Annotated in this window: 21 protein-coding genes, 1 other RNA gene and 1 pseudogene; 12 read left to right on the top strand and 11 right to left on the bottom strand. The window is 63.1% G+C overall.

Going from position 1 to position 25130, the window contains the following annotated elements; genetic code table 11:
- Nucleotides 1–127 precede the first annotated feature (127 nt).
- A complete protein-coding gene (locus P0D68_RS08625; RefSeq protein WP_408293339.1) occupies nt 128–673 on the bottom strand; it encodes a group III truncated hemoglobin in 546 nt (181 codons plus the stop codon).
- A gap of 303 nt (nt 674–976) precedes the next feature.
- Here P0D68_RS08625 and P0D68_RS08620 point away from each other — a divergent pair, with 303 nt between their 5' ends.
- Both P0D68_RS08620 and clpB read left to right on the top strand, forming a co-directional pair.
- Nucleotides 977–1477 carry an Rrf2 family transcriptional regulator gene (locus P0D68_RS08620; RefSeq protein WP_408183199.1) on the top strand — a complete coding sequence of 167 codons (501 nt, stop codon included), beginning with the start codon at nt 977–979 and terminating at the stop codon, nt 1475–1477.
- A 120-nt stretch (nt 1478–1597) separates the two neighbouring features.
- The gene (gene clpB, locus P0D68_RS08615; RefSeq protein WP_091794533.1) at nt 1598–4195 is read left to right on the top strand and encodes an ATP-dependent chaperone ClpB; all 2598 of its coding nucleotides are present in this window, start codon (nt 1598–1600) and stop codon (nt 4193–4195) included.
- 178 nt (nt 4196–4373) lie between these two features.
- Here clpB and P0D68_RS08610 read toward each other — a convergent pair.
- Both P0D68_RS08610 and P0D68_RS08605 read right to left on the bottom strand, forming a co-directional pair.
- A pseudogene (locus P0D68_RS08610) lies at nt 4374–4826 on the bottom strand (YidB family protein); the annotation flags it as partial.
- Nucleotides 4827–5020: 194 nt separating this feature from the next.
- Nucleotides 5021–5596 (bottom strand): ComEA family DNA-binding protein, encoded by a 576-nt coding sequence (locus P0D68_RS08605; protein WP_408293335.1) that lies wholly within the window; start codon nt 5594–5596, stop codon nt 5021–5023.
- Between the two features lie 331 nt (nt 5597–5927).
- Between P0D68_RS08605 and P0D68_RS08600 the strand changes: the two genes are divergently transcribed.
- Together P0D68_RS08600 and P0D68_RS08595 are read left to right on the top strand one after the other, a co-directional pair.
- Entirely contained in the window at nt 5928–6422 is a 495-nt protein-coding gene (locus tag P0D68_RS08600) for a MerR family transcriptional regulator (RefSeq protein ID WP_091794527.1), read from the top strand.
- Entirely contained in the window at nt 6374–6823 is a 450-nt protein-coding gene (locus tag P0D68_RS08595; RefSeq protein ID WP_408183206.1) for a carboxymuconolactone decarboxylase family protein, read from the top strand. Before P0D68_RS08600 ends, P0D68_RS08595 begins: the two co-directional genes overlap by 49 nt.
- A 189-nt stretch (nt 6824–7012) precedes the next feature.
- Here the strand turns inward: P0D68_RS08595 and P0D68_RS08590 are convergent, their stop codons facing one another.
- The 8 genes from P0D68_RS08590 to trxA all read right to left on the bottom strand — a co-directional run bounded on the left by P0D68_RS08590 (nt 7013) and on the right by trxA (nt 15974).
- A complete protein-coding gene (locus P0D68_RS08590) occupies nt 7013–8392 on the bottom strand; it encodes an MATE family efflux transporter (protein ID WP_408468277.1) in 1380 nt (459 codons plus the stop codon).
- A gap of 2 nt (nt 8393–8394) precedes the next feature.
- The gene (locus P0D68_RS08585) at nt 8395–10152 is read right to left on the bottom strand and encodes an ArnT family glycosyltransferase (RefSeq protein ID WP_408183211.1); all 1758 of its coding nucleotides are present in this window, start codon (nt 10150–10152) and stop codon (nt 8395–8397) included.
- A gap of 310 nt (nt 10153–10462) precedes the next feature.
- On the bottom strand, nt 10463–10729 hold the full coding sequence (locus P0D68_RS08580) for a type B 50S ribosomal protein L31 (RefSeq protein WP_007182076.1): 267 nt from the start codon (nt 10727–10729) through the stop codon (nt 10463–10465).
- A gap of 238 nt (nt 10730–10967) precedes the next feature.
- Complete coding sequence (locus P0D68_RS08575; protein ID WP_408183214.1) at nt 10968–11801, bottom strand: M90 family metallopeptidase; 834 nt, start codon at nt 11799–11801, stop codon at nt 10968–10970.
- A 15-nt stretch (nt 11802–11816) separates the two neighbouring features.
- Nucleotides 11817–13373, bottom strand: coding sequence for an MFS transporter (locus tag P0D68_RS08570; protein WP_091794516.1), 1557 nt, complete (start codon nt 13371–13373; stop codon nt 11817–11819).
- Nucleotides 13370–13921, bottom strand: coding sequence for a MerR family transcriptional regulator (locus P0D68_RS08565; protein ID WP_408293326.1), 552 nt, complete (start codon nt 13919–13921; stop codon nt 13370–13372). The genes P0D68_RS08570 and P0D68_RS08565 overlap by 4 nt, the downstream gene beginning before the upstream one ends.
- Nucleotides 13922–14141: 220 nt before the next feature.
- Nucleotides 14142–15410 carry a transcription termination factor Rho gene (rho, locus tag P0D68_RS08560; protein ID WP_006048863.1) on the bottom strand — a complete coding sequence of 423 codons (1269 nt, stop codon included), beginning with the start codon at nt 15408–15410 and terminating at the stop codon, nt 14142–14144.
- 237 nt (nt 15411–15647) lie between these two features.
- Nucleotides 15648–15974: a thioredoxin TrxA gene (gene trxA / locus P0D68_RS08555; RefSeq protein ID WP_006048864.1), complete on the bottom strand. Its 327-nt coding sequence runs from the start codon at nt 15972–15974 to the stop codon at nt 15648–15650.
- A 463-nt stretch (nt 15975–16437) separates the two neighbouring features.
- Between trxA and ffs the strand changes: the two genes are divergently transcribed.
- The 8 genes from ffs (at nt 16438) to P0D68_RS08515 (ending at nt 25035) form a co-directional block, all read left to right on the top strand.
- Nucleotides 16438–16536: signal recognition particle sRNA small type (ffs, locus tag P0D68_RS08550), an RNA gene on the top strand.
- A gap of 242 nt (nt 16537–16778) precedes the next feature.
- A complete protein-coding gene (gene dnaX / locus P0D68_RS08545) occupies nt 16779–19520 on the top strand; it encodes a DNA polymerase III subunit gamma/tau (protein ID WP_408293324.1) in 2742 nt (913 codons plus the stop codon).
- A 67-nt stretch (nt 19521–19587) separates the two neighbouring features.
- On the top strand, nt 19588–19914 hold the full coding sequence (locus P0D68_RS08540; RefSeq protein WP_007182071.1) for a YbaB/EbfC family nucleoid-associated protein: 327 nt from the start codon (nt 19588–19590) through the stop codon (nt 19912–19914).
- A 277-nt stretch (nt 19915–20191) separates the two neighbouring features.
- Nucleotides 20192–20788 carry a recombination mediator RecR gene (recR, locus tag P0D68_RS08535; RefSeq protein ID WP_011488245.1) on the top strand — a complete coding sequence of 199 codons (597 nt, stop codon included), beginning with the start codon at nt 20192–20194 and terminating at the stop codon, nt 20786–20788.
- Nucleotides 20789–20847: 59 nt separating this feature from the next.
- Nucleotides 20848–22089 carry a CaiB/BaiF CoA transferase family protein gene (locus P0D68_RS08530; RefSeq protein WP_091794505.1) on the top strand — a complete coding sequence of 414 codons (1242 nt, stop codon included), beginning with the start codon at nt 20848–20850 and terminating at the stop codon, nt 22087–22089.
- A gap of 66 nt (nt 22090–22155) precedes the next feature.
- Nucleotides 22156–23193, top strand: a complete 1038-nt coding sequence (locus P0D68_RS08525; protein ID WP_091794503.1) for an ABC transporter substrate-binding protein — start codon at nt 22156–22158, stop codon at nt 23191–23193.
- A 118-nt stretch (nt 23194–23311) separates the two neighbouring features.
- A complete protein-coding gene (locus P0D68_RS08520) occupies nt 23312–24124 on the top strand; it encodes an ABC transporter ATP-binding protein (protein WP_091794501.1) in 813 nt (270 codons plus the stop codon).
- Nucleotides 24125–24210: 86 nt separating this feature from the next.
- Nucleotides 24211–25035 (top strand): ABC transporter permease, encoded by an 825-nt coding sequence (locus tag P0D68_RS08515; protein ID WP_007182066.1) that lies wholly within the window; start codon nt 24211–24213, stop codon nt 25033–25035.
- The last annotated feature ends 95 nt before the right edge of the window (nt 25036–25130 follow it).

The raw sequence follows: 25130 nt of genomic DNA, 5'->3' as shown, positions 1-25130 counted from the left end.
AGTCTGTGAACAGCAAGCGTTTTGACGCCGCTCACGCCGGTCGCCGGCGCTCCTGACGGTTCAGGCTTGGCCGATGCCTGCCGGCCCGCTGCACGGGTTTAGAACGGCAGCCTCGCGCGCGTCTGCGTCATTCGTCCCGCGACCGGCCGACAATGCGCGTTGGAAACGGCTCACCTGGCGGGCGCGCCGCGTGAGCTGCCTCGTCAACATCGTGCGGACGACGTTTGGGCGCAACGCGTTCCAGCAGCGCCTGTTGTTCCTCCGGGATCTCGTAATCCCAGCCGAAACGGCTCAACTGCAGACTCTGCGCGATGCGCAGCGCCGGCTCCATGAAGCGGACCGCGGCGGCGGGCTGATAACGCGACTGCACCGTGTCCAGAAACAGATACAGCCAGCGGCTGAAGTGCTGCGGCTCGATGCCCTCGAGCGGCTGATGCGCCTGCTGCACGTTGCCGCGATATTGCTTCGCGCCCAGCACGAGGCTGCCCCAGAAGGTGCACATCTTGGGCAGGTGATCGTCCCAGCGGCCCGCGAGCGTTGCGTCGAAGACCGGACCCAGCAGCGCATCGGCGCGCACGCGATCGTAAAAGGCGTAGACCAGTTCGCGGATATTCGCCTCGGTGGGCTCGATGGCGCGTTCAACGACCGGCGCGGCGGGAAAAGACGGGTTCATGCAAATTCCAAAAGGTGCGGTTCTCGATTGTGCGTCGCCACACGGTGCCGCACTACGTCAGGAATGGCCTCAAACGGAGTCCAAACGAAAGGAAGTAGGCCGCGAATACCCCGCTTTTCGTAAGAATGCCCCACGCAGGAAACGTTACCATTACTGCCGAAACATACGCACCGCCTATCTGCGCAGAACAAGAAAATATGCGTAGCGCCTGCATCTTAGGGCGAAGCGACGGCCCACGGCAACCCTTGCATCGACGCGGTTATCCCCGGATCGCGGCTTGCGCTCATCGTGATACCTGCACCTATGAGACTGACCGACTATACGGATTACTCACTACGCGTTTTGCTATACCTCGCTGTTCGCGGCGAAGGGTTATCGACGATCCAGGATATTTCGGACGCGTACGGCATTTCCAAGAACCACTTGATGAAGGTCGTGCAGCAGCTCGGCGAACTCGGCTGGATCGAAACGGTGCGCGGGCGCAACGGCGGATTGCGGCTTACCGAGCAAACCAGCGCGCTGACGGTCGGCGAAATCGTGCGCGCGACCGAAAGCGACTTTGCGCTCGTCGGCTGTTTTCCAGACCAGCAAGGTGAGCGCCGCAGTTGCGTCATTTCACCGCAGTGCCGGTTGCGTGGCGCGCTCGAAGCGGCGCGTAATGCCTTTCTCTCCGAGCTGGACCGACATACCATTGGTGAGGTGGCGCAGCCGCATGGCCCGCTGTCCGCGCTGCTCGGCTTGAGCAGCGTGATTCCGATCGTGCCGGTCGCGCCGGCCGGTGGCAATTCCGCACCGCTTGCCTGAAAACGGTGAGGCAGTTCTCTTGCGTCCAAACGTTAAATATTCGCTGTCTGATGCAAAAAAGCGCTTGAAACCTGGATAAAACGCCTCATTTTGGTGGTAATCGAAATTGGAGGTCTCTTGATGAGAATCGACAAACTTACCACTAAATTCCAGGAAGCCCTGGCGGATGCGCAGAGTCTGGCCGTCGGCCATGACAATCAATACATTGAACCGGTTCACGTCCTGTCGGCGCTCGTCGCGCAGCAGGATGGTTCGGCACGCTCGCTGCTCTCGCGTGCCGGCGTGCATGTGCAGGCGTTGCAAACGGCGCTCGGCGACGCGATCACGCGTCTGCCGCAAGTGCAGGGCACCGACGGCAATGTGCAGATCGGCCGCGAGCTGACCGGTTTGCTGAACCAGGCCGATAAGGAAGCGCAAAAACTCAACGACACGTTCATCGCGAGCGAGATGTTCCTGCTCGCCGTCGCGGACGACAAAGGCGAAGCTGGCCGTCTCGCGCGTCAGCACGGCTTGTCGCGCAAGTCTCTGGAAAGCGCGATCGCCGCCGTGCGCGGCGGCTCGCAAGTGCATAGCCAGGACGCCGAAAGCCAGCGTGAAGCGCTGAAGAAATACACCGTGGACCTGACCGAGCGCGCGCGGGCCGGCAAGCTCGACCCGGTGATCGGCCGCGACGACGAAATTCGTCGTTCGATCCAGATCCTGCAGCGTCGTACCAAGAACAACCCCGTGCTGATCGGCGAACCGGGCGTGGGTAAGACCGCGATCGTCGAAGGTCTGGCGCAGCGTATCGTCAACGGCGAAGTGCCGGAAACGCTCAAGGGCAAGCGCGTGCTGTCACTCGATATGGCGGCGTTGCTGGCCGGCGCCAAGTATCGCGGTGAGTTTGAAGAGCGTTTGAAGGCCGTGCTGAACGACATCGCGAAAGACGAAGGCCAGACCATCGTCTTCATCGACGAAATCCACACCATGGTCGGCGCAGGCAAGGCCGAAGGCGCGATGGACGCGGGCAACATGCTGAAGCCAGCGCTCTCGCGCGGTGAGCTGCATTGCGTTGGCGCGACCACGCTCGACGAATACCGCAAGTACATCGAAAAGGATGCCGCGCTCGAACGCCGCTTCCAGAAGGTGCTGGTCGACGAGCCGACGGTGGAAGCCACTATCGCAATCCTGCGCGGTCTGCAGGAAAAGTACGAACTGCACCACGGCGTGGATATCACCGACCCGGCGATCGTCGCGGCGGCTGAACTGTCGCATCGTTACATCACGGATCGGTTCCTGCCGGACAAGGCTATCGACCTGATCGACGAAGCCGCTTCGAAGATCAAGATGGAAATCGACTCGAAGCCGGAAGAGATGGACCGGCTCGACCGTCGTTTGATCCAGTTGAAGATCGAGCGCGAAGCCGTCAAGAAGGAAAAAGACGAAGCGTCGCAAAAGCGCCTGCAACTGATCGAAGAGGAAATCGAGCGGCTGGATCGCGAATATTCGGACCTCGAAGAAATCTGGACCGCGGAAAAAGCCGCGGTGCAGGGCAGCGCGCAACTGAAGGAAGAGATCGAGAAAACCCGCGCGGAAATCACGCGCCTGCAACGCGAAGGCAAGCTGGAGAAGGTCGCCGAGTTGCAGTACGGCAAGCTGCCGGGTCTCGAAGCGCAGTTGAAGGAAGTGACGCAGGCCGAGGCGAAAGAGCAGAACAATCCGACGCGTCCGCGTTTGCTGCGCACGCAGGTCGGAGCGGAAGAAATTGCTGAAGTCGTGTCGCGTTCCACCGGCATTCCCGTGTCGCGCATGATGCAGGGCGAGCGTGAAAAGCTGCTGCAGATCGAAGAGAAGCTGCACGCGCGCGTGGTCGGCCAGGACGAGGCGATCAGCGCGGTGGCCGATGCGATCCGCCGCTCGCGCGCGGGTCTGTCGGATCCGAACCGGCCGTATGGTTCGTTCCTGTTCCTCGGCCCGACCGGTGTGGGCAAGACCGAACTGTGCAAGGCGCTTGCGTCGTTCCTGTTCGATTCGGAAGATCATCTGATCCGTATCGACATGAGCGAATTCATGGAGAAGCACAGCGTCGCACGTTTGATCGGCGCGCCGCCGGGATACGTCGGCTACGAAGAGGGCGGCTATCTGACCGAAGCCGTGCGCCGCAAGCCGTATAGCGTGATCCTGCTCGACGAAATCGAGAAGGCGCATCCGGACGTGTTCAACGTGCTGCTGCAAGTGCTCGACGACGGCCGCATGACCGATGGCCAAGGCCGCACCGTGGACTTCAAGAACACGGTGATCGTGATGACCTCGAACCTCGGCTCGCAGGTGATCCAGTCGATGGTCGGCGAGCCGCAGGAGGCGGTGAAGGACGCGGTCTGGGAAGAAGTGAAGCTGCACTTCCGGCCCGAGTTTCTGAACCGGATCGACGACGTCGTGGTGTTCCATGCGCTCGACCGTTCGAACATCCAGTCGATCGCGCGGATCCAGTTGCAGCGTCTGCACGAGCGGCTTGCCAAGCTCGACATGCAACTGGTGGTGTCGGACGCGGCGCTCGAGCACGTGGGCAAGGTCGGCTACGATCCGCTGTTCGGTGCACGGCCGCTGAAGCGTGCCATCCAGCAGGAGATCGAGAACCCGGTCGCCAAGCTGATTCTGGCTGGCAAGTTCGGTCCGAAGGACGTGATTCCGGTCGAACTGGAAGACGGCAAACTGGTGTTCGAACGCGTCGTGCACTAAGCGAGACGCGCTCTGTGAACGGCGGAGCGGCAGCGGTCGAGCCGCTCCCGTCGAAATAAAAAACGTCAACGAAGGTGACTTCGTTGACGTTTTTTTTTGCCCGCTGACCGCACTGCGCTGGCGGCCTTGCGTGGCGTGTGGCGTGCGGCGCGCTTACGCCTGTGTGTTTAAGCAGCGGTTAAGCGTTGCCCTTGCCGAACAGCGCCGACAGGCCGCCGAGCGCGCCGAGCACAGTGGTGGCGTTCAGTTTGCCCTCGGCCGGCACTTCGCCTTCCGGCGTGGCCGCGTTGACGACGTGCGGCAGAATCTGCGAGAGCAGGCCGGTGACCTGATCCGGCTGCACGCCGGCTTTTGCCGCGAGGTTGGTGACGGTCTCGGAGCCGAGCACGCTGTGCAGCGCATCGGCCGCGATCGGCTGGTTCTCGCCGTTGCTGACCCAGGAGGCAACCACGTCGCCGAGGCCTTTTTCCTTGAAACGGTCGATCAGGCCGTTCAGGCCGCCCGGCTGGTTATTCACGAATTCGAGTGCGGCAGCAACCAGCGCTTGCTGGCCACCGCCTTCGGGGGATTTGCCAACCAGGGAACCGAGTGTGTCGAGTAGGCTCATGACGGTCTCTCTTGAATGCCGACACGCGCTTGACGGGTCGGCGGGTGAAAACGCCGCGCGTTTGCGCGGCGCCGTGGAAGGAAGGCGGGAGGCGGCGGGACGGGCCGGTGGGTTCGTCGCACGAGATCACACGCGAAGCACGCAGCCCGTTACGCCGCCGACGCTCAATCCTGTTTCGTACTCCGTCTCATGCGCGTCCGGTCCGCGAACTGTTCTGTTCAGGCACCACCCGAGGCCGCCGCAGCCGATGCGGCCTTGCCCTTCTTCGCTTTCTTCTTCGAGGCCTTGGCGTCGGAAGCGTCAGCCGGCGCCGCCGCGCTCGCGCTGGCCGGCGCGGAAGCCGCTGCCGCCTCGGCCTTGCTCTTCTTCTTCGACTTGGACGTCTTCGCACCCGAAGCGTCTGCTGGTGCGGCGGGCGTCGTGGTCGCGGCCGTGGCTGGCGCCGCGGTAGTGGCGGCCGGCGCTGCCTTGCTTGTGGCGGTGCTGCCCGCCTTGGTGGCGGGTTTGGCGCCGGTCGGCGGGGTGGACGAGCCGTTGATCGTCAGGCCGGCCGCTTCGAGGTTGGTCACCGATTTGGTGCCGATGCCTTTGACGCGCGTGGCGAGATCATCGGCGTCCTTGAACGGGCCGTTCTTGGTGCGTTCGTCGATGATCGCTTTCGCATGCACCGGGCCGATACCCTTGACCGATTCGAGCGCCGCCTGATCGGCGGAGTTCACTTCGACGGCCGCCGCAAAACCGGCCGACAGCGACAAAGCCAAAGCAAGGCAAAGCATTAAAAGCTTCTTCAGCATGGCAAGCACTCCATTGAGGGCAAAAAAAGTTAGCCACTAAGGGACAACTCGAGACAACTCGTAACGACTGGGGACGACGCGTTGTGTAGCACGCGCTGCGCTTAAGCATAGAACAAATTGCGCGCCCTTATTTGCGAACGCGGACGATTTATACCGATCGATTCATGACAAGTAAATCAATGTGAACGAGATTTAAACCTTTTGCCTGGTGATTAGGCTCTGGTGAGTTTATCGATCAAATCCACACGCCATAAAAAATGACAGCGCAGACAAATGACAGCATGCCGCGCTTGACTTAGAGTGCACTCGAAGTCCTAACCTGAGTTCCGTCATGTCGAATATCTCGAAAGCACTCACCATCGGGCAGGTCGCTGAAACGATCGGCGTCTCGACGCATACGCTGCGCTACTACGAACAGGCGGGCTTGATTCGCGCTGTCGGGCGCACGCAGGCGGGGCATCGCCTGTATTCGCCGGCCGATCTCGACTGGCTGCTGTTCGTGATGCGGCTCAAGGCTACCGGCATGCCGATAGCCGGCATGCAGGCGTTCGCGGCGCTGCGCGCGCAAGGCCAGCCGACGGTGGACGCGCGCCGTGACATGCTGGTGGCGCATCGGGATGCGGTTTTGGCGCGGATCGCCGAGTTGCAGGTCAATCTCGGCGCGATCGTCGACAAGATTGCGTACTACGAGGCGGCGGGGCGTGCATCCGCCGTGGATCGCTCGACACGACAGACCGGCGAAACCCACTCGCATTCACATTCGGAAGAGGACTCACCATGGACCACGCACACAACGACCGCTACACCCGAGGCTGGGACAAACTGAAGGAAATCGACGGCTCGGCCGGCGAGCAGGTGATCGCCGCGCTCGCGCCGATCGCGCCGGATTTCGGGCGTCTGCTGATCGAATTCGGCTTCGGCGATATTTACAGCCGCCCGCAACTCGATCTGCGCGCGCGAGAGATCGCGACGATTGCGTCGCTCGCCACGCTAGGCTGCGCGCAGCCGCAGTTGAAGGTGCATATCGAGGCGGCGTTGAACGTCGGCTGCACGCGCGAGGAGATCGTCGAGGTGTTCATGCAGATGGCGCTTTATGCGGGCTTTCCGGCGGCGCTGAATGCGCTGTTCGCCGCGCATGAGATTTTCGAGCGGCATGATCGGACGATGCCTAACTCGCAAGCTGTGAGGGCGGGGCAGGCGATGGAGGCAGACGCGCTCGCTGGTTGAGCTCGCGCCTGCGGGCGGCGATGCCAAGGGTAGGGCAGGCGGCTGCTTTGCGCAGCCGTTTTCTTGCGCTGGCAACGCAACTAACAGTCAATTATTGATAACCCGCTCAACAGCGCGTTTGCGGTCGACCAGTGCGCTACAGGTTCAGCAGCGAGAAGCCTCGCGATCTTACGGCCTGCGAGCGTCCTGTCACGCGGCCGAATCGACCCGAAGCGCCGCATCGGCATGCAAATGCCGTTTGCTCACGACCCGCCAGTAAATCAGCAGGCCAATGCCGGCAATCGCCAGGCTCAGCGTATTCGCCACCCAGAAGCCGCGCGCGCCAGTCAGCCATTCCGGCATTGTGCCGGTCACGTTGAAGCCGAGCGCATAGCCGCCACCGAGCCCGACGCCCCACAGCGCTACCGCGTAGATCACGGTCGGCACGACCGCCACTTTGTAGGCGCGCAGCACGAACGCGGTGGTGATCTGCAAAGCATCGAACACGTGATAGCACGCGACGATCAACACCAGCGGCAACGCCGCGGCCACGACCTGCGCATTCGGCGTATAGCCTTCGATGATATAAGGCCGCAGCGCCAGCACGATCGCGCCGTAACAGCAGGCGATCGCCACGGCCATCATGATGCCGTGACGCGACAGCGTGCGCGCCGCTTCCGGGCGATGCGCGCCGAGCGCCTGCGCGACCAGCGTCGACGAAGCAATGCCGATCGACAGCGGTGTCATGTACAGCACCGCGCCGATATTGCCGGCGATCTGGTGGCCGGCGAGCGTCGTCGTGCCGAAGCGCGCGATGAAGAGCGCCATGAACGTGTAAGAGGTGACTTCGATCAGGTACGACAGGCCCATCGGAATGCCTAGCCGCAGTTGCGCCGCCTGGCGCCGCCAGACCGGCCAGCAGAAGCGCGAGAAGATGGCGAACGGTGTGAATACATCGACGCGCGTCAGCAGGATCAATCCGAGCACGGCAAGCGCCCAGTTGATCAAGGTGCTGGCGAGCGCGCACCCGGGGCCGCCCAGCGCCGGGACGCCCAACCCGCCGAAGATGAACCACGTATTGAGCGGCACCTTGAGCAACAGCGCGCCGATTTGCAGGATCATCACGAGCCGCGGCTTGCCGACCGCATTGGTGACCGAACTGTAGACACGAAAGGCGAGACCGGCCGGCAAGCCGAAGGCCAGAATCCGCAGATAGGCGACCGTGCGGTCGTGCAGTGCGTCGGGCACGCGCGCCAGTTGCAGCACCGGGCCGGGAAAAAACAGAATCAGGAAACCGATCACGGTCAGCGCCAGCGCAAGCCACAGGGCCTGGCGAACTTCCTCGCCGATTTCGCTGTAGCGGCGCGCGCCGTAGAGTTGCGCGGTGATCGGCTGCAGTGCGGTGAGAATACCCGTCAGGCCGATGTAGACGGAAATATAGATCGATGAACCGAGGCCGAGCGCGGCCAGATCGACTGCCGAGAAACGGCCGACCATCGCCGTGTCGATCACACCGAACGCGATAATCGCGAGTTGGCCGATCAGGACCGGCCATGCTAATGCGGCGATTTTCCGTACATCGGCGAGCATGCTCAGTTGGACTTCTTGTGCCAGTTACGGCGTTTGACGACTGGCGGCTTCGGACGGTCGATGCGCACGTACAGGCGGAAGCGCTCGTCGCGGTCGGCCACGCGGCGGCCTTCCCACACCAGCTTCCAGACGAAGTCGGACATCGCGCTCGGTTCGCCGTAGTCCTGCGTATCCTGGCGCAGGATCACGTCGCAGTCCTGGTCGAAGGAAAAATGCATATCGCCGAAGTAGGCAAAGGTCGCGATCTGCGCATTGCCGAGGCGCACCGGCGAAATGCAGGTGTAGTCGTCCGGCAGATGGGCGGAGATCTGTTCGGCAACGTCTTTATAGGTCCGGCTGTAGTTGACGACCGGCAGCCACAGCGTCATGAGCAACACCCACATCAAGGTGGTGCCGGCGCTCGAGAGCACCACGCTGCGCCACAACACTTTCGGGTGACGGGCAAGACGCCATTGCACCAGCACGAACCAGCAGACTGTCACGGCGACCGCGCACACAAACGACAGAATCTTGAACTGCGGCGCGAAGCCCGGCGCGAGACGCGCGAGGTTGCGCGCGAGCGGATGCGGAAAACCGGTCAGTCCCGCGATATAAACCAGCCACACGAAGCTGCCGAGAATCGTGAAGCTCAGGAGGGCGAACCAGTCGATCGCGTTGATCGCGCCGCGCTTGAGCGTAGGCAGCGCGAACGCGGCCAGCACGGCTAGCGGCGGCAGCAACAGCATGTAAAGCCGGTTCGACTGGTGGCTTTGCAAAACGACCAGCACGAACAGCGGCCCGATCACCGAAAGCGGAATCGCCACATGCGGCGCGCGGCGCAGGCCGGACCAGCTGAACCACGCCCAGAGTGCCAGCGGCCACGCCGGCCACGTGAAGAGCGGCAGGTTTTTCAGCGCGTAGCCGGCGACTGAGCCCGGCGGCCCGGCGAACGAACTCAGGCTGACGTGCACCCACTGATTGAGATACCAGACGGCGTCGTCGGGGAAGGTGGCGAGCGCGGCGACCGGCCATGCTGCCGACAGCACGAGCGCCACCGGCAGGCCCGCCAGCAGCAGCCAGCGCGAGCGCGTTTCGCGCACGATCAGGGTCATCGCCAGCGTGCCGAGCAGCAGCGCGCCGACCAGCACCGGGCTGCTGGCCAGGGTCACGAACGCGATGGCGAGACCCCAGATCAGCGCGCCTTGAATCGGCTTGTCGATCATGCGCACGAGCCCGTACACGAGCATCGCGATGCCGCAGAACTGCGCGAGCTGCGGCGTGGTTTCATGGCCGCGCTCGGCGAGGCCGAAGCACGCGAGCAGGATCAGCAGCGCGCCGTCGGCGAGGGTGCGGCCGTAGTCGCGCGGTTCCGGCTCGCCGCCGAATGCGTATTTGAATGGCTGAACTTCGGCGCGCCGGCCGAGCAGGTAAGCCGCATACCAGACAAACGCGCAGCCCGCGCAAAACAGCAGGCCGGTAAAGACGCGCGAGGCGTTGCTCGCATCGACCCACGGCGCGAGCGCGCGGATCGCACTGGCGCCGAACCAGTAGCCGAGCGGGCCGTCTTCAGTGAGGTATTTGCCGACCAGATTCGGCAGAAGCCAGTCGTGCGCGCTGCCGTTCGCCATGGTCCACATGACGCCGAAGCCGGCTGCATCCTCGTTCTTCCACGGATCGCGGCCGAACAGTCCGAACGATGCGTAGACGATACAGATGGTCAGCAGCAGCCAGCGCGGCAACGCACTGGTCGCTGAGGCAGTGAGGCGAACGGCAGGTCTCATGCGGTGTGTGGATATCGGATAAGCGGTGCAGCCGGGACCGGACGGCATGTCCGGCTGGAATGGCCAATTTGGAGCATCCGGCATTGTAGTCGTGCCGTGCGATGCGCGTCACGGCCGGTAACGGCTCGCAACGTGATTCGACAGGCGGTAACACGGGTTCGGCAGTGCGCCGCTCTCGCTTTCGACCATTGACGACGAATCGGCAAGGCGACAAAAAAGGGCAGCTCGCGCTGCCCTTTTTGCTCCTGCTTCGCTGCTCGCCCGACCGGCTGAATTGGCCGAGCCGGCTGAACTGGCGAGGAGGCGGGTATTACTTCGCTGCGACCTTGCCGGTAGCGCGCGAGCCAAACTTGTTGCGGAACTTCTCGACGCGGCCTGCCGTGTCCATGATCTTTTGCTGACCGGTGTAGAACGGATGCGATTCCGACGACACTTCGATCTTGGCGAGCGGGTAGGTCTTGCCTTCGAATTCGGCGGTTTCACGCGTCTGGATTGTCGAGCGCGTCACAAACTTGAAGTCGTTCGACACGTCGATGAACAGAACTTCGCGGTAATCCGGGTGAATGCCTTCTTTCATGGTCTTTCCTTTAATCTGGCGGTAGCCAACCCGCGTGCGACCGTCTTTGAACGGACCGCATCTAGGCGCGAGCCACTTGCCTATGGTCGAAAAACGGCGATTATGCCAGAAAATCAGTCGCTTGACGACTTTTGTGCCAGCCTTTTGCGAGCCGTGTGCGCTGATTTCGCGGCGTTCCTGCCGGATCGCGGCCGTGGAGCGCTACGGCGGCCGGGCCTTGTCTGGCGGGCGTTGCGCGTCAGCCTGCAGGGAACGTCACGCCGACTCGCGCCGGATCTTGCCGGTAGTATCGTGCCAGCAGCCGGTAAAGCTCCGGATATTCGGCTTCGAACGCCTGCGGTTTGACAAACAGCGCCTCGCTGCAAACGGCAAAAAATTCCGATGGATGGTCCGCCGCATACGGATCGATCAGCGAATCGCGCTCGAATCTCGCCCAGCGACGCTCCGGCACCGCGTCGACTTTTGCGCAGAAGTGGTCGTACGCATGGTCGAATACGTCGGCCCACGCCTGCGCATCGAGCGGCGCGTGCCAGCGGCGCATCAGCGGCGGGTGGCCGTCCGCCTCGCCATTCAGCATGTCGATCTTGTGCGCGAATTCGTGGATCACGACGTTGTAGGCGTCCGTGCCGTCCGTCATTTGCGCGTCTTCCCATGACAACACCACGGGGCCGCCTTCCCACGCTTCGCCGCTCGCGTCCTGCTCGACCTCGTGCACTACGCCATCTTCGTCCTCGACGGTCTTGCGGATCACGAATTCGCCCGGATAGACGATCACACCGACCCAGCCGCGATACAGATCGAGGCTCAGATTCAGCACCGGCAGGCACGCCTGAGCGGCAATCGCCACGGTCATTGCGTCGGTGAGCTCGAGTTCGTGCGCGGTCGAAAATTCCTTTTGCGCAAGGAACAGGCTCGTCAGTTCACGCAGACGCACGAGGTCTGGCGCATCGAGATGCGCGAGAAACGGCAGGCCGTCGAGCGTGGCTTGCCAGAGCGAGTCGTCGATCGCGTAGTCGCGCAACGCGCGCTCGCGCCGTCGTGTGCCGAGCCATTGAGTGAGTTTCGAGAGCATGGCCTGATGCAACCTCTAGTCGATCTGTTTTTGCCACGCGGCGAAAATGCCGCCGCATATCGCCACGCCGGCGAGGAAGTAGAAGCCGTCGAGCGAGGCGAGAAAGCTGGCCTGTTGCGCGACCGTACGGCTGATTTCCACGATGGCCAGCGAGTGCGCTTCGGACGGTGAGCGGCCGGCGGCGGCCAGGCCTCTCGTGAGCGCGGCGAGCGAGTTCTGGAATAGCGGATTGTACGGATTCACGAACTCCGCGAGGCGGGTTTCATGCAGCGCCTGCCGATGCTGCTCGACGATGATCATGGAAGCGGTCGCGAACGAGATCGTCACCTGCCGCACGATGTTTTTCAACCGGTAGCCGTGCGTGAATTCTTCAATGGCGAAAATTCGGAAAGTCAGATTAGCCACCGGCAGCACGATGAACAACAGCAGCAGGCCGCGCAACAACAGCGGGACGATCAACGCCGCTTCGCCGACGCCGGGCGACATGCGCGTCATCCACGCCGCGGCGAACGCGGCCACCGCGAAACCCGGCACGATGATCCACTTCTTGCGCGGCAGCAGTTTCGCATAGCGCAGGTAGACGAACAGAGCGCTCGCCGAAATCAGCGACGTCACGCCGACCAGTTGCCCGGTGTTTTCGACTGGATAGCCAAGACCGCCTTCGAGAAAGCGCGAGATCAGAAAGCCGAACACGGTCGAGATGTAGTAGTAGAACATGTAGAGCACGAGCCCGGCCTGAAACACCTTCTCGCGCAGTGCATGGAGGCGCACGAGCGGCGCCGGATGGTGCCACTGATGATAGGCGAACCAGCCCAACGCGACGATCCCGGCGACGGTCAGCAGGATCAGCCCGGGTGAGGCGCTGAACAACTGGAAGCGCACCTGCTGCATCACGATCTGCAGGGCGCCTTGTGCGAACGCGAAAATGAGGTACGGCCAGAAATGCGCGGCGCCGCGTTCTTCGGGCAGGCGGTTGCCGGAGTCGGGCAGCGCGAGCAAGGCCAGAACGGCGAACAGCAAGCCCACGGGCGCCGTGCACGCGAACAGCGCGCGCCAGCCGAAATGCGCGATCAACTGGCCGCCGATCAGCGGCGCGAGCGCACTGCTCAGGACGATCAGCACGAGGAACGCGCGGGTGGCCGCGGGCCGCTGCTGCGGCTTGAAACTCATCTGGATCAGGATGCGGCAGGTGCCCATCATCGGCCCGATGAAATAGCCCTGCATGCCGCGCGCGAACGCCAGTTCGATCGACGATTCGCACAACGCCGCTGCCACCGCGCCGGCGCAATAGAACACCATGCAGCCGGTCACGTAGCGCCGGTAGCCGAAGCGCTCAACCCACCATTGCTGCTGCAAAATGCCCAGCACCGCCGCGACCGCATAGGCGCTCGACGCCCAGACGAGTTCGTCGGGCGATGCATTGACGCCGCCGGCGATATAGCTCGTGAAGAACGAGAAGATCGAGTTGTCGAAATAGTCGAGGCCGGTGACGACGGCCAGCACCCAGGGGAAGAAATCGCCGCGCAGTTTCTCGACACTGAACAGCGGTGTCCGGCACGACGTCGTACTCATGAGGATTCGCCCGGCGAGGAGTCGCCCGGCGTGGATTCGCCCGGGGTCTTGCCGCGCTTTGCGTGCGGCGTACCGCTCCCCCTGGCGCGTGCGTTGCGGCGCTGCTCGAGCAACGCGTCGGCATTCTCGCCGGCGAGGCGCCGCCGGAGATAGTCGAGGTCGGGGCTCAGTTCGGCGCGCAGCTTCTGCGCTTCCTTCAGTTCGCGCCGCATGCTTTCGATGCGCGCGTCGAGCGCTTTAACCTGTTGGGCGATGGCGTCGTGAATCTGCTGCAGCGATTCGGTCGAGTAGCGGTGGCGACCGTCGACGGGTTCGAGCGGTTGCTTGAGCATCTCGGTAATGCCGTGCAGCGAGAAACCGAGCGAGCGCAAACGCAGAATGCGGCCGAAGCGCTTAAGGTCTTCCTCGTCGTAGAGCCGGTAGCGGCCCTCGCTGCGCGTGGGCGAGACGAGGCCGCGTTCCTCGTAGTATTTCAGCGTACGCGGTGTGACGCCGAGGCGTTCGGCGGCGTCGCGCACGGTCAGCAGAGTGGGTGAGTCCTTCGACATGGCATGTGGTGAATAAGACGGACTGCTGGCATTGTACTTCAACGTGTACGTTCACGTACATGTTGGCCGGCTCGGCGGGGTTGATGGCCGAGAGCCGGTTGGGTGAGTGTGCCGCGCCGGAGCGGCGAAAGGCGGACAAAAAAAAGCCGCTCGTTTGCGGCGAGCGGCTTTTGATGCGATGCAGATGATGCGGCTAGTGCGGCTAAATCAGCCCAAGGCTTTAGCTGCCACCACCACGGCGCATCATGTCGAAGAACTCGGAGTTGCTCTTCGTCTGACGGATCTTGTCGAGCAGGAATTCCATCGACTCGACTTCGTCCATGTCGTGAATGAACTTGCGCAGCACCCAGATCTTTTGCAGCACTTCCGGCTTGATCAGCAATTCTTCGCGGCGCGTGCCGGACTTGTTCAGGTTGATCGACGGATAAACGCGCTTTTCAGCAAGGCGACGTTCCAGGTGCACTTCCATGTTGCCGGTGCCCTTGAATTCTTCGTAAATCACGTCGTCCATGCGGCTGCCGGTTTCGATCAGCGCCGTGCCGATGATGGTCAGCGAGCCGCCTTCTTCGATATTGCGCGCGGCGCCGAAGAAGCGCTTCGGACGTTGCAGCGCGTTGGCGTCGACACCGCCCGTCAGCACCTTGCCCGAGGCCGGCACGACGGTGTTGTAAGCGCGCGCGAGACGCGTGATCGAGTCCAGCAGAATCACCACGTCGTTCTTCATTTCGACGAGGCGCTTGGCTTTTTCGATCACCATTTCGGCGACTTGAACGTGACGGGCAGCCGGTTCGTCGAACGTGGAGGCGATCACTTCGCCCGCCACCGAGCGCTGCATTTCGGTCACTTCTTCCGGGCGTTCGTCGATCAGCAGCACGAACAGCACGACATCCGGATGGTTCTGCTTGATCGCGTGAGCGATGTGCTGAAGCATCACGGTCTTACCCGACTTCGGCGATGCGACCAGCAGGCCGCGCTGGCCTTTGCCGATCGGCGCGATCATGTCGATGATGCGGCCCGTGACGTTTTCCTCGCCACGCATTTCACGTTCGAGCAGCAGCACCTTGTTCGGGTGCAGCGGCGTCAGGTTTTCGAACATGATCTTGTGCTTCGAGGCTTCCGGCGGCTGGCCGTTGACCTTGTCCACCTTCACCAGCGCGAAATAGCGTTCGCCGTCTTTCGGCGTGCGTACTTCGCCTTCGATCGTGTCGCCCGTATGCAGGTTGAAGCGGCGGATTTGCGACGGGCTGATGTAAATATCATCCGTGCTGGCGAGGTACGAGGTTTCCGGCGAACGCAGGAAGCCGAAGCCGTCCGGCAGCACTTCGAGCGTGCCGTCGCCGAAGATCGTGTCGCCCGTTTTGGCTCGTTTTTTTAGAATGGCGAACATCAATTCCTGCTTGCGCAGGCGGTTCGCACTTTCGATCTCGAGGCCATTGGCCATCTCGATCAATTCGGACACGTGCAGAGTCTTAAGCTCGGATAAATGCATACGGAGAACCCGCAGGAGAAGGTGCGACGAAATGAAATCTGGGAGGAGAGTGAGCGGAACCGCTCAAGGACTTACACGTCTTTTCGACGTTTTGCGGATTCTAGCATAGCACACGCCAATTTCCGTCAGTGCGACGGCATGGCATCTTTCTTGTTGAGCGTGTTGCCGGCTGACAACACGCTCAACGCGACTCGCCCGCGGGCCTCAGAGGCCCCCGAGCGTGCCGATGCGCCGCATTTACAGGTTGCCGTCGAGGAACGCGGTGAGTTGCGATTTCGACAATGCGCCGACTTTCTGTGCGGCAACAGCGCCGTTCTTGAAGAGGATCAGCGTAGGAATGCCGCGCACGCCGAACTTGACCGGCGTCGATTGGTGCTCGTCGACGTTGATCTTGGCGATTTGCAGGCGATCGGCGTAATCCTTCGCGACTTCGTCGAGGATCGGCGCGATCATCTTGCACGGGCCGCACCATTCAGCCCAGAAATCGAGCAGCACGGGTTTATCGGATTTCACGACGTCCTGTTCGAACGATGCGTCGCTAATATGCTTGATTTGTTCGCTCATTGTATGAATACCTCTATCGGTTCGAGGCCCGCCTGAATTGCTCGCCACGATACGTCTAAACCTAAGGAAACTTCCGTTCGCTTTGCCGCAATCGAAGCCTTGCCGACACACGCCGGAAAAGGTGAGCACGGTGAACACCTGTTACGGAATATGCAGAAGGCTCGCTCTCGCGGGTCATCCGTATGGCAGTTTAGCTTAATTCGCTATGCGTTGCCGGGGGCGATAGTACTCATCAGGGGCAGCGGGGCCAACGGCTGCCGATGAAGTGCCACCGTGTTTCATCGACCATGACGCCACCTATGTGGTGGCCCGGGCGCCAAACTCAAGTGGCATTGTCGGCGCCGGCCTCGACCTGCGCCCGGGGTGTCTATATATGGTGCGAAGATTGCGATTCAGCGCGCCATTCGCACTTTGGTCGTATTAACAGTCGCGCGACGGGCCAAGCGATGATAGAATGTTTCGTGACGGGCCTCCTCGCATGGAGGTGCGGTCAACCTGGTCAGGTCGGGAACGAAGCAGCCACAGCCGTTTTCCACCAGTGCCGAGGGTCAGGCTCGTCACCCTTCCTTTTTGTTTTTCGTTGTTCTCTAGTTGTTCGTTCTGTGCGGGTTCTGCCGCAAAACTTTCCATCTCCTGTTTTACCCTGAGTGCCGACGCATGCCGCCATGCTGAGTGGTGATTCTTCGCGCGCCTCGTCTATTTTTTTCTATCGGTTCATTAGGCAGTTTCAATCAAGTGGCAGCATGCGTTCGTGCGCTGTCGCGAATCGGTTTTGCGCGGCATTGTTACTGATACAATTTCCGGATGACCTATCAAGTTCTCGCACGCAAATGGCGGCCGAAGGATTTCGCTTCGCTCGTCGGACAGGAGCACGTGGTGCGCGCGCTCACGCACGCGCTCGACGGTGGCCGTCTGCACCATGCCTATCTGTTTACCGGCACGCGCGGCGTCGGCAAAACCACGCTGTCGCGCATCTTCGCCAAGGCGCTGAATTGCGAAACCGGCGTGACCTCCACGCCGTGCGGCGTGTGCCGTGCGTGCCGCGAGATCGACGAGGGCCGCTTTGTCGATTATGTGGAGATGGACGCGGCGAGTAATCGCGGCGTCGACGAAATGGCGGCGCTGCTGGAGCGCGCCGTGTATGCGCCGGTGGATGCGCGCTTCAAGGTCTACATGATCGACGAAGTGCACATGCTCACCAATCACGCCTTCAACGCGATGCTGAAGACGCTGGAAGAGCCGCCTGCGCACGTCAAGTTCATTCTCGCCACCACGGACCCGCAAAAGATTCCGGTCACGGTGCTGTCGCGCTGTCTGCAATTCAATCTGAAGCAGATGCCCGCCGGCCATATCGTCTCGCATCTCGAGCACATTCTCGGCGAAGAGAAGGTGCCGTACGACGCCCAGGCGCTGCGCCTGCTCGCGCGCGCGGCCGACGGCTCGATGCGCGACGCGCTTTCGCTGACCGATCAGGCGATTGCCTATTCGGCCAATCAGGTGAATGAAGAAGCGGTGCGCGGCATGCTCGGCGCGCTCGATCAGAGCTACCTGATTCGTCTGCTCGACGCGCTTGCCGATGGCGATGGCGCTGCGGTCCTCGCGGTGGCCGACGAGATGGCGTTGCGCAGCCTGTCGTTTTCGACGGCGTTGCAGGATCTGGCGAGTCTGCTGCATCGGGTCGCGTGGGCGCAGTTCGCTCCGTCGTCGGTGCTGGACGAGTGGCCCGAGGCGAGCGATTTGCGCCGCTTTGCTGAAGCGCTCAGCGCCGAACAGGTGCAGTTGTTCTATCAGATCGCGACGATCGGCAGGAGCGAACTGGGTCTCGCTCCCGACGAATACGCCGGCTTCACCATGACGCTGTTGCGCATGCTGGCGTTTGAACCGGCGCCTACGGGCGGCGGCGGTGGGGCGGTGGGTGGCTCGCGCGCGGCTGGCCAGGCAGGGTCGGGTGGGGCGAGGCGCACTGGTGCGCCGGCAGTGGCCGCTGAACGCGGCGCGTCGGGTTCGCCGGCGGTCACGGCTTCGAGCGCCGTGCCGGGAGCTTCGCGGGAGGCGCAATTGAACGTTGCCGCGCCCGTTCGTGAAACACAGTCTCGCGACGCTGCGCCGGCTGACAAGGGCCCTGCGGTTCACGCATCGGTCGAATCCGCAACGCGTGCTGCGGAGCACGCCAATAATCCAGTTGAAGCGCGGGCGGCAGTTGGTGGGATTCAAGCGGCGCCAGCCAATTCCGTTCAGGGCACGTCAGCAGTGCAATCGCCTGCCGCGGAACCGGCAGTCATTGCCGAGTCGGCGGCGGGTGTTGACGAATCGAATTCGGCGCCGACGTCAGTGACCGCCCGAGCACCCGCGTTGGCGCCGTGGGACGACGCGCCCGCCAATCCGGTCGCGAATGACGTTTCCGTGGGCACTGGTCTCGGCGATCCGGCTTCGAATGAAGTCTCCGCAAGCGCGGGATTCAACGGTGCGGCTTCGAATGATTTTTCCGCAGCTGCGGGCCTTAACGAACCCGCTTCGAATGAAGTCTCCGCGACCGCAGCGCCCGATGACGCAGCACCCGCCTCTTCACTAAGCGCACCGGCAGCCGCCGCGCTCGCGCGCACGGAGCAAGCTGCCGCGGCGGCGCCGTCGCAAGAGCCGCCGCCCGCAGCCGACGCCGCGCCACGTCGCGCAGGTGGCGCGAGCGCCGCTCTCGACGTCTTGCGCAGCGCCGGTTTGAAGGTGTCCTCGGATCGTGGCCGAGCCTCTGCCGCGAAGCCCGCCGCGCCGGCCACGCCGAAACCGGCCGCACCGCGCGTGGTCGTTCCCGTGCCGACGCCGGGCACGCCGCGCCGTGCGCCGCAGCAGGACGCCGCGCCTGCAGCGCCTGCGGCTCGGCCGTCAGCGTCCGCGTCACCGGCCCAGCGTAGTGGCGCCGAGCAGAACGGCTCGTCGGTGCCGCCGTGGGACGATATGCCGCCTGACGAATACATGCCGCTCACGGCCGCGGACGAAGGCTATTACGGCCTGCCGGACGACGGTTACATGCCGGTGTTCGACAGCGGCCCGGACGACGTCCGCGTGAGTGCCGCGCCCACGCCGGCGCCGGTTGTCGATCAACGTCCGCTGCCGCCCGCCGTGCCGCTCGATGCGCTGGGCTTCAAGGGTGACTGGCCGGCGCTCGCCGTCGACCTGCCGCTCAAGGGCATTTCGTATCAGCTTGCGTTCAACAGCGAACTGATGGCGCTCGAAGGCAACACGCTCAAACTGAACGTGCCTGTGCCGCAGTATGCCGAAGCCTCGCAGGTCGCCAAACTGAAAACCGCGCTCGCCGACAGGCTCGGCCAGACTGTCGACGTGCTGGTCGAAGTCGGTCCCGCGCGCCGCACGGCCGCCGCGCATGACGCCGCCCAGCGCGCGCAGCGTCAGCAGGAAGCGGAGCGCGAGATCGGTGCCGATCCGTTCGTGCAGTCACTGATCCGCGAGTTCGGCGCGAGCATCGTGCCCGGCTCGATCCGCCCGATTACTCCGGACGCCGGCTCGAACGGCGCGCCGTCGGTCCACTGATTCGCCGCGCGATACGCCATTACGCGCCCGATTTCCGAATTTCACGCTATCAAGAAGGAGCATGTCCATGATGAAAGGCCAACTCGCCGGGCTGATGAAGCAAGCCCAGCAGATGCAGGAAAACATGAAGAAGATGCAGGAGCAACTCGCGCTGATTGAAGTCGAGGGGCAGTCGGGCGCCGGTCTCGTGAAGGTGACGATGACCTGCAAGAACGACGTGCGCCGCGTGTCGATCGACCCGAGCCTGCTCGCCGACGACAAGGACATGCTGGAAGACCTCGTCGCCGCTGCATTCAACGACGCCGTGCGCAAGGCCGAAGCCACCGCCCAGGAAAAGATGGGCGGCATGACCTCGGGCCTGCCGCTGCCGCCGGGCTTCAAGCTGCCGTTCTGACCGACGCCGCCGCAAGGCGGTGTCCGCGCCGCGACTGCTGTTGCCGTGGCGTGAATCGCGCCACAAAGCGCGAGCGATGCGTGCTGTCGGTGCCGTAGCGGCTGCCAGCGCCGCTCGCGCTGTGCGCGTGTGCCGGTTTGATCCAACTGGCCGCGGCCTGGCCGAGATGCACCTCGCGCGCACCGGTTCGGGCCGTCGTCGGAATGATTGAAGCCGATCGAATTACCTGTATCGCCACCCGTATAGCCGGGCACTACTCACTTCGACGCCGATCCGCATGAAACAACCCTCCGCCTTGTCGGCGCTCGTCGAAGCGCTGCGCGCGCTGCCCGGTGTCGGGCCGAAGTCCGCGCAACGCATGGCGTACCATCTGATGCAGCACGACCGCGACGGCGCCGAAAAACTCGGCCGCTCGCTGCTGTTCGCCACCGAGCATCTGCAGCACTGCGAGAAGTGCAACACCTTCACCGAAGCGCAGATCTGCGAGGTCTGTCTCGACGAGGAGCGCGATCCCACGTTGCTGTGCGTCGTCGAGACACCCGCCGATCAGATCATGCTCGAGCAGACCATGACCTATCGCGGGCTCTATTTCGTGCTGATGGGACGCCTGAGTCCGCTCGACGGCATCGGTCCGAAGGAGATTCATTTCGACCGGCTCGTCAGACGCGCCTCCGATGGCGTCGTCAAGGAAGTCGTGCTCGCAACCAATTTCACCAACGAAGGCGAGGCGACCGCGCATTACCTCGGGCAAACGCTCAAGGCGCGCGGACTCGCCGTCACGCGTCTCGCACGCGGCGTGCCGGTGGGCGGCGAACTCGAGTATGTCGACGCCGGCACGATTGCCCGCGCAATGCTCGACCGCCGCTCGATGTAGCCCGAGGCATCGGCGGGAACGCAACGCGGCGCGCGCCAGGACCAGAACCAAGGAGACACATGAGCGTCACCCCTGAATCAAACGCGAGCGCCGCGCCTCAGAACAAAACCGGCCCGCTCGCCGGCGTCAAGGTGCTGGAACTGGGCACGCTGATCGCCGGTCCGTTCGCCGCGCGCTTTCTCGGCGAATTCGGCGCCGACGTCATCAAGATCGAAGATCCCAAAGGCGGCGACCCGCTGCGCAAATGGCGCAAGCTCTATCCGGAAGTCGGCGGCACGTCGCTCTGGTGGGCCGTGCAGGCGCGTAACAAGAAATCCGTCACGATCAATCTGAAGGCCGAAGAGGGCAAGGAGATCGTGCGGCGCCTCGCGAAGGAAGCGGATATCGTCGTCGAAAATTTCCGGCCGGGCTTGCTGGAGAAACTCGGTCTCGGGTACGACGTGCTGTCCGCGGAAAACCCCGGACTCGTCATGGTGCGCCTGTCCGGCTACGGCCAGACCGGTCCGTATCGCGACCGGCCTGGCTTCGGTGCAATCGCGGAATCGATGGGCGGCTTGCGTCATATCACCGGCTATCCGGATTTGCCGCCGCCGCGCATCGGCATTTCGATCGGCGATTCGATTGCCGCGCTGCACGGCGTGATCGGCGCGCTGATGGCGCTGCATCACAAGCAGGTGAACGGCGGCAAGGGGCAGGTGGTCGATGTCGCGCTTTACGAGGCCGTCTTCAACATGATGGAGAGCGTGGTGCCCGAATACGGCGTGTACGGCATGGTGCGCGAGCGCACCGGCGCGTCGCTGCCGGGTATCGTGCCGTCCAATACGTATCCGTGCCGCGACGGCAGCATCGTGATCGGCGGCAATAGCGATCCGATCTTCAAGCGCCTGATGATCGCAATCGACCGCGAGGATCTCGCCAACGACCCGGCGCTCGCGCACAACGACGGCCGCGTGCCGCGCACCCAGGAAATCGACGGTGCGATCGCCGCGTGGCTCGCCACGCGCACCATCGACGAAGCCCTCGCCGTGCTGAATGCGGCCGACGTGCCGGTGGGCCGCATCTACAGCGTGGCGGACATGTTCACCGATCCGCAGTTCATGGCGCGCCAGATGATCCAGCGCTTCAAGTGGCAGGACGGCCAGGAAATCACGCTGCCGTCGGTCACGCCCAAGCTCTCGGCAACGCCCGGCGAGACGCGCTGGCTGGGCCCGGAACTGGGTGAACATACCGATGAAGTCCTGCAGTCGCTAGGTTATGATTCTGACCACATTGCAAGGTTGCACGCGCAACAAATAGTTTGAGTGTGCACGCCGCGGCAAACAATAAAGCCGAAACAACGGACAACAAAAGTTTGGAGACTCGAGACCATGCAACGGAGAAGCTTTCTCGCCGGTACGGCCGCGCTCGCGGGCGCCTCGCTCGCCGCCACACCGCTCGCTTTCGCGCAGGGCAAACCTGAAACCACCAAGGTGGCGATCGCGGTCGGCGGCAAGAACCTGTTTTACTACTTGCCGCTCACCATCGCCGAGCGTCGCAACTACTTCAAGGACGAAGGGCTCGAGGTCGAGATTTCCGACTTCGCCGGCGGCTCGCAGGCGTTGAAGGCGGCGGTTGGCGGCAGCGCGGATGTGGTGTCCGGCGCGTTCGAGCACACCTTGCTGCTGCAGGCGCAAAAACAGATGTTCCGCGAATTCGTCCTGCAGGGACGCGCGCCGCAGATCGTGCTGGCGGTCTCGAAGAAGACCATGCCGAACTACAAATCGATTGCCGATCTGAAGGGCAAGAAAATCGGCGTGACCGCGCCGGGTTCGTCGACCTCGATCATGGCGAGCTTTGTGTTGGCGAAAGCCGGGCTGACCGCGAAAGACGTCGCCTTCATCGGCGTGGGCGCGGGCGCCGGCGCGATCGCCGCGTTGCAGTCGGGGCAGATCGACGCTCTCGCCAATCTCGACCCGGTGATGACCAAGCTCGAACGCACCGGCGAGATTCGCGTCGTGTCGGATACGCGTACGCTCGCCGATACGCGCAGCGTGTTCGGCGGCGACATGCCGGCGGGTTGCCTGTATGCGTCGCAAAGTTTCATCACGAAGAATCCCAATACCACGCAGGCGCTGACCAACGCGATGGTGCGCGCGCTCAAGTGGCTGCAAACGGCGACCGGCAGCGAATTGATCAACACGGTGCCGGAAGGCTATCTGCTCGGCGATCGCGCGGTGTATCTGGACGCGTGGCAGCACGTGAAGGAAGCCATGTCGCCCGACGGCCTGATGCCGGCGGACGGCCCCGCGACCTCGCTGAAGACGTTGCAGGCGTTCGACCCGAACGTCCAGGGCAAGCCGATCGATCTGTCGAAGACGTGGACCAACGACTTCGTCAAGAAAGCGCTGAGCACCGTCAAGGCGTGAGCCGGGTGAGGGCGAGCGGGCCGCGAGGCGGCGGCCACCACCTTCGCCGCGCTCGCCGCGGGCCCGTTTGCCATGACGCGATCACACACCGAATCCGATCTTCGAAGCGAGCTGAACGATGACAGTTGCCGCACTGGCGCTCGACAACATCACCTGCACGTTCGCTGCGCGCGACAATCGCGCGCAGCGCTACACCGCGGTGAAGGACACTACCTTGCGCATCGCGCCGGGCGAATTCGTCTCGGTGGTCGGCCCGACCGGCTGCGGTAAATCCACGCTGCTCAATGTCGGCGCGGGCCTGCTGGGTCCGTCGTCGGGCACGGTCAGCGTGTTCGGCGAGCCGCTCCAGGGCATCAACCGGCGCGCCGGTTACATGTTCCAGGCCGACGCGCTGATGCCGTGGCGCTCGGCCATCGACAACGTCATGGCCGGCCTCGCTTTTCATGGCGTGCCGCCCGCTGAAGCACGCGTGAAAGCCGACGAGTGGTTAAAACGCGTCGGTCTCGGCGGTTTCGGCGATCGTTATCCGCATCAACTATCGGGCGGCATGCGCAAGCGCGTCGCGATGGCGCAGACGCTGATTCTCGATCCCGACATCATCCTGATGGACGAGCCGTTTTCCGCGCTCGATATCCAGACGCGTCAGTTGATGGAAAACGAGTTGCTCGACCTGTGGGCGGCCAAACGCAAAGCGGTGTTGTTCATCACGCACGATCTCGACGAAGCGATCTCCATGTCCGACCGCGTGGTGGTGCTGTCCGCGGGGCCGGGCACGCATCCGATCGGCGAATTCACGATCGATCTGCCGCGTCCGCGTGATGTGGCGGAAATCCGCGCGCATCCGCGCTTCGTCGAATTGCATGCGCAGATCTGGAGCGTGCTGCGCGATGAGGTGCTCAAAGGCTATCAACAGCAGCTCACGGCTGTTTAGGCGCGTCACGTCATTGCGTCACGTATTGGCGTCATGGGTTGGCGTCCCTGGTTAGTGTCCATTAATCGTCGAAGGCAAACCGAGTCATGTGGAAGACGTTGCGCCCGAACCGGGCGAATCTGGTGATCTGGCAATGGCTGCTGCTCGTGCTGTGCTTCGTGCTCTGGTACGTGCTGACCAGTCCCACGCTGCTGCCGGCGTTCTATTTCGACGACCCGAACAAAGCGGCGTTCTTCTTCGGCGAGCCGCAGAAGGTGCTGCAGCGGATCTGGGAATGGTTCACGGGCGGCGAGATCTATCTGCACCTGTGGATCACGCTGGTCGAAACCGTGCTCGCGTTTACGCTCGGCACGGCGCTCGGACTCGGCGTAGGCCTGTGGCTCGCGTTGTCGCCGCTCGCGAGCGCGCTATTCGATCCGTATATCAAAGCCGCCAACTCGATGCCGCGCGTGATTCTCGCGCCGATCTTCGGTGTGTGGTTTGGCCTCGGCATCTGGTCCAAGGTGGCGCTCGGCGTCACGCTGGTGTTTTTTATCGTGTTCTTCAACGTCTATCAGGGCGTGAAGGAAGTCAGTCCGGTCGTGCTCGCCAACGCGCGCATGCTCGGCGCCAACCGCAAGCAGTTGCTGCGCTTCGTCTACTTGCCGAGTGCGATGAGCTGGGTGTTTTCCAGCTTGCATACTTCAGTGGGGCTGGCGTTCGTCGGCTCGGTGGTGGGGGAGTATCTCGGCTCGGCGCGCGGCGTCGGTTATCTGATTCTGCAGGCCGAAGGCACCTTCGATATCAATACCGTGTTTGCCGGGATCCTCGTGCTGACCGCGTTCGCGCTGATTCTGGATGCCATCGTCGGTATGGGCGAGCGGCGCTTGATGAAGTGGCAGCCCAAGACGGGCGATACGGAAAAGCTGTAGCTCCGCGAGCGCCAAGTTATGCGGCGCAATGCATGAACGAAAACGGCGCGCGGGGTGGATGCCCGCGCGCCGTTTTTTCTGGGCGCTCGAAGGAG

The organism is Paraburkholderia sp. RL17-380-BIE-A (genome assembly GCF_046028085.1).
GTDB lineage: Bacteria > Pseudomonadota > Gammaproteobacteria > Burkholderiales > Burkholderiaceae > Paraburkholderia.
Note: the sequence above shows the minus strand (reverse complement) of the source record. Positions and strands in the feature narration are given on the sequence as shown.

What these genes read in the sequence shown, in the direction of transcription:
- P0D68_RS08625 (WP_408293339.1), bottom strand. Translation starts at nt 673, where the DNA reads ATGAACCCGTCTTTTCCCGCCGCGCCGGTCGTTGAACGCGCCATCGAG.
- P0D68_RS08620 (WP_408183199.1), top strand. Translation starts at nt 977, where the DNA reads ATGAGACTGACCGACTATACGGATTACTCACTACGCGTTTTGCTATAC.
- clpB (WP_091794533.1), top strand. Translation starts at nt 1,598, where the DNA reads ATGAGAATCGACAAACTTACCACTAAATTCCAGGAAGCCCTGGCGGAT.
- P0D68_RS08605 (WP_408293335.1), bottom strand. Translation starts at nt 5,596, where the DNA reads ATGCTGAAGAAGCTTTTAATGCTTTGCCTTGCTTTGGCTTTGTCGCTG.
- P0D68_RS08600 (WP_091794527.1), top strand. Translation starts at nt 5,928, where the DNA reads ATGTCGAATATCTCGAAAGCACTCACCATCGGGCAGGTCGCTGAAACG.
- P0D68_RS08595 (WP_408183206.1), top strand. Translation starts at nt 6,374, where the DNA reads ATGGACCACGCACACAACGACCGCTACACCCGAGGCTGGGACAAACTG.
- P0D68_RS08590 (WP_408468277.1), bottom strand. Translation starts at nt 8,392, where the DNA reads ATGCTCGCCGATGTACGGAAAATCGCCGCATTAGCATGGCCGGTCCTG.
- P0D68_RS08585 (WP_408183211.1), bottom strand. Translation starts at nt 10,152, where the DNA reads ATGAGACCTGCCGTTCGCCTCACTGCCTCAGCGACCAGTGCGTTGCCG.
- P0D68_RS08580 (WP_007182076.1), bottom strand. Translation starts at nt 10,729, where the DNA reads ATGAAAGAAGGCATTCACCCGGATTACCGCGAAGTTCTGTTCATCGAC.
- P0D68_RS08575 (WP_408183214.1), bottom strand. Translation starts at nt 11,801, where the DNA reads ATGCTCTCGAAACTCACTCAATGGCTCGGCACACGACGGCGCGAGCGC.
- P0D68_RS08570 (WP_091794516.1), bottom strand. Translation starts at nt 13,373, where the DNA reads ATGAGTACGACGTCGTGCCGGACACCGCTGTTCAGTGTCGAGAAACTG.
- P0D68_RS08565 (WP_408293326.1), bottom strand. Translation starts at nt 13,921, where the DNA reads ATGTCGAAGGACTCACCCACTCTGCTGACCGTGCGCGACGCCGCCGAA.
- rho (WP_006048863.1), bottom strand. Translation starts at nt 15,410, where the DNA reads ATGCATTTATCCGAGCTTAAGACTCTGCACGTGTCCGAATTGATCGAG.
- trxA (WP_006048864.1), bottom strand. Translation starts at nt 15,974, where the DNA reads ATGAGCGAACAAATCAAGCATATTAGCGACGCATCGTTCGAACAGGAC.
- dnaX (WP_408293324.1), top strand. Translation starts at nt 16,779, where the DNA reads ATGACCTATCAAGTTCTCGCACGCAAATGGCGGCCGAAGGATTTCGCT.
- P0D68_RS08540 (WP_007182071.1), top strand. Translation starts at nt 19,588, where the DNA reads ATGATGAAAGGCCAACTCGCCGGGCTGATGAAGCAAGCCCAGCAGATG.
- recR (WP_011488245.1), top strand. Translation starts at nt 20,192, where the DNA reads ATGAAACAACCCTCCGCCTTGTCGGCGCTCGTCGAAGCGCTGCGCGCG.
- P0D68_RS08530 (WP_091794505.1), top strand. Translation starts at nt 20,848, where the DNA reads ATGAGCGTCACCCCTGAATCAAACGCGAGCGCCGCGCCTCAGAACAAA.
- P0D68_RS08525 (WP_091794503.1), top strand. Translation starts at nt 22,156, where the DNA reads ATGCAACGGAGAAGCTTTCTCGCCGGTACGGCCGCGCTCGCGGGCGCC.
- P0D68_RS08520 (WP_091794501.1), top strand. Translation starts at nt 23,312, where the DNA reads ATGACAGTTGCCGCACTGGCGCTCGACAACATCACCTGCACGTTCGCT.
- P0D68_RS08515 (WP_007182066.1), top strand. Translation starts at nt 24,211, where the DNA reads ATGTGGAAGACGTTGCGCCCGAACCGGGCGAATCTGGTGATCTGGCAA.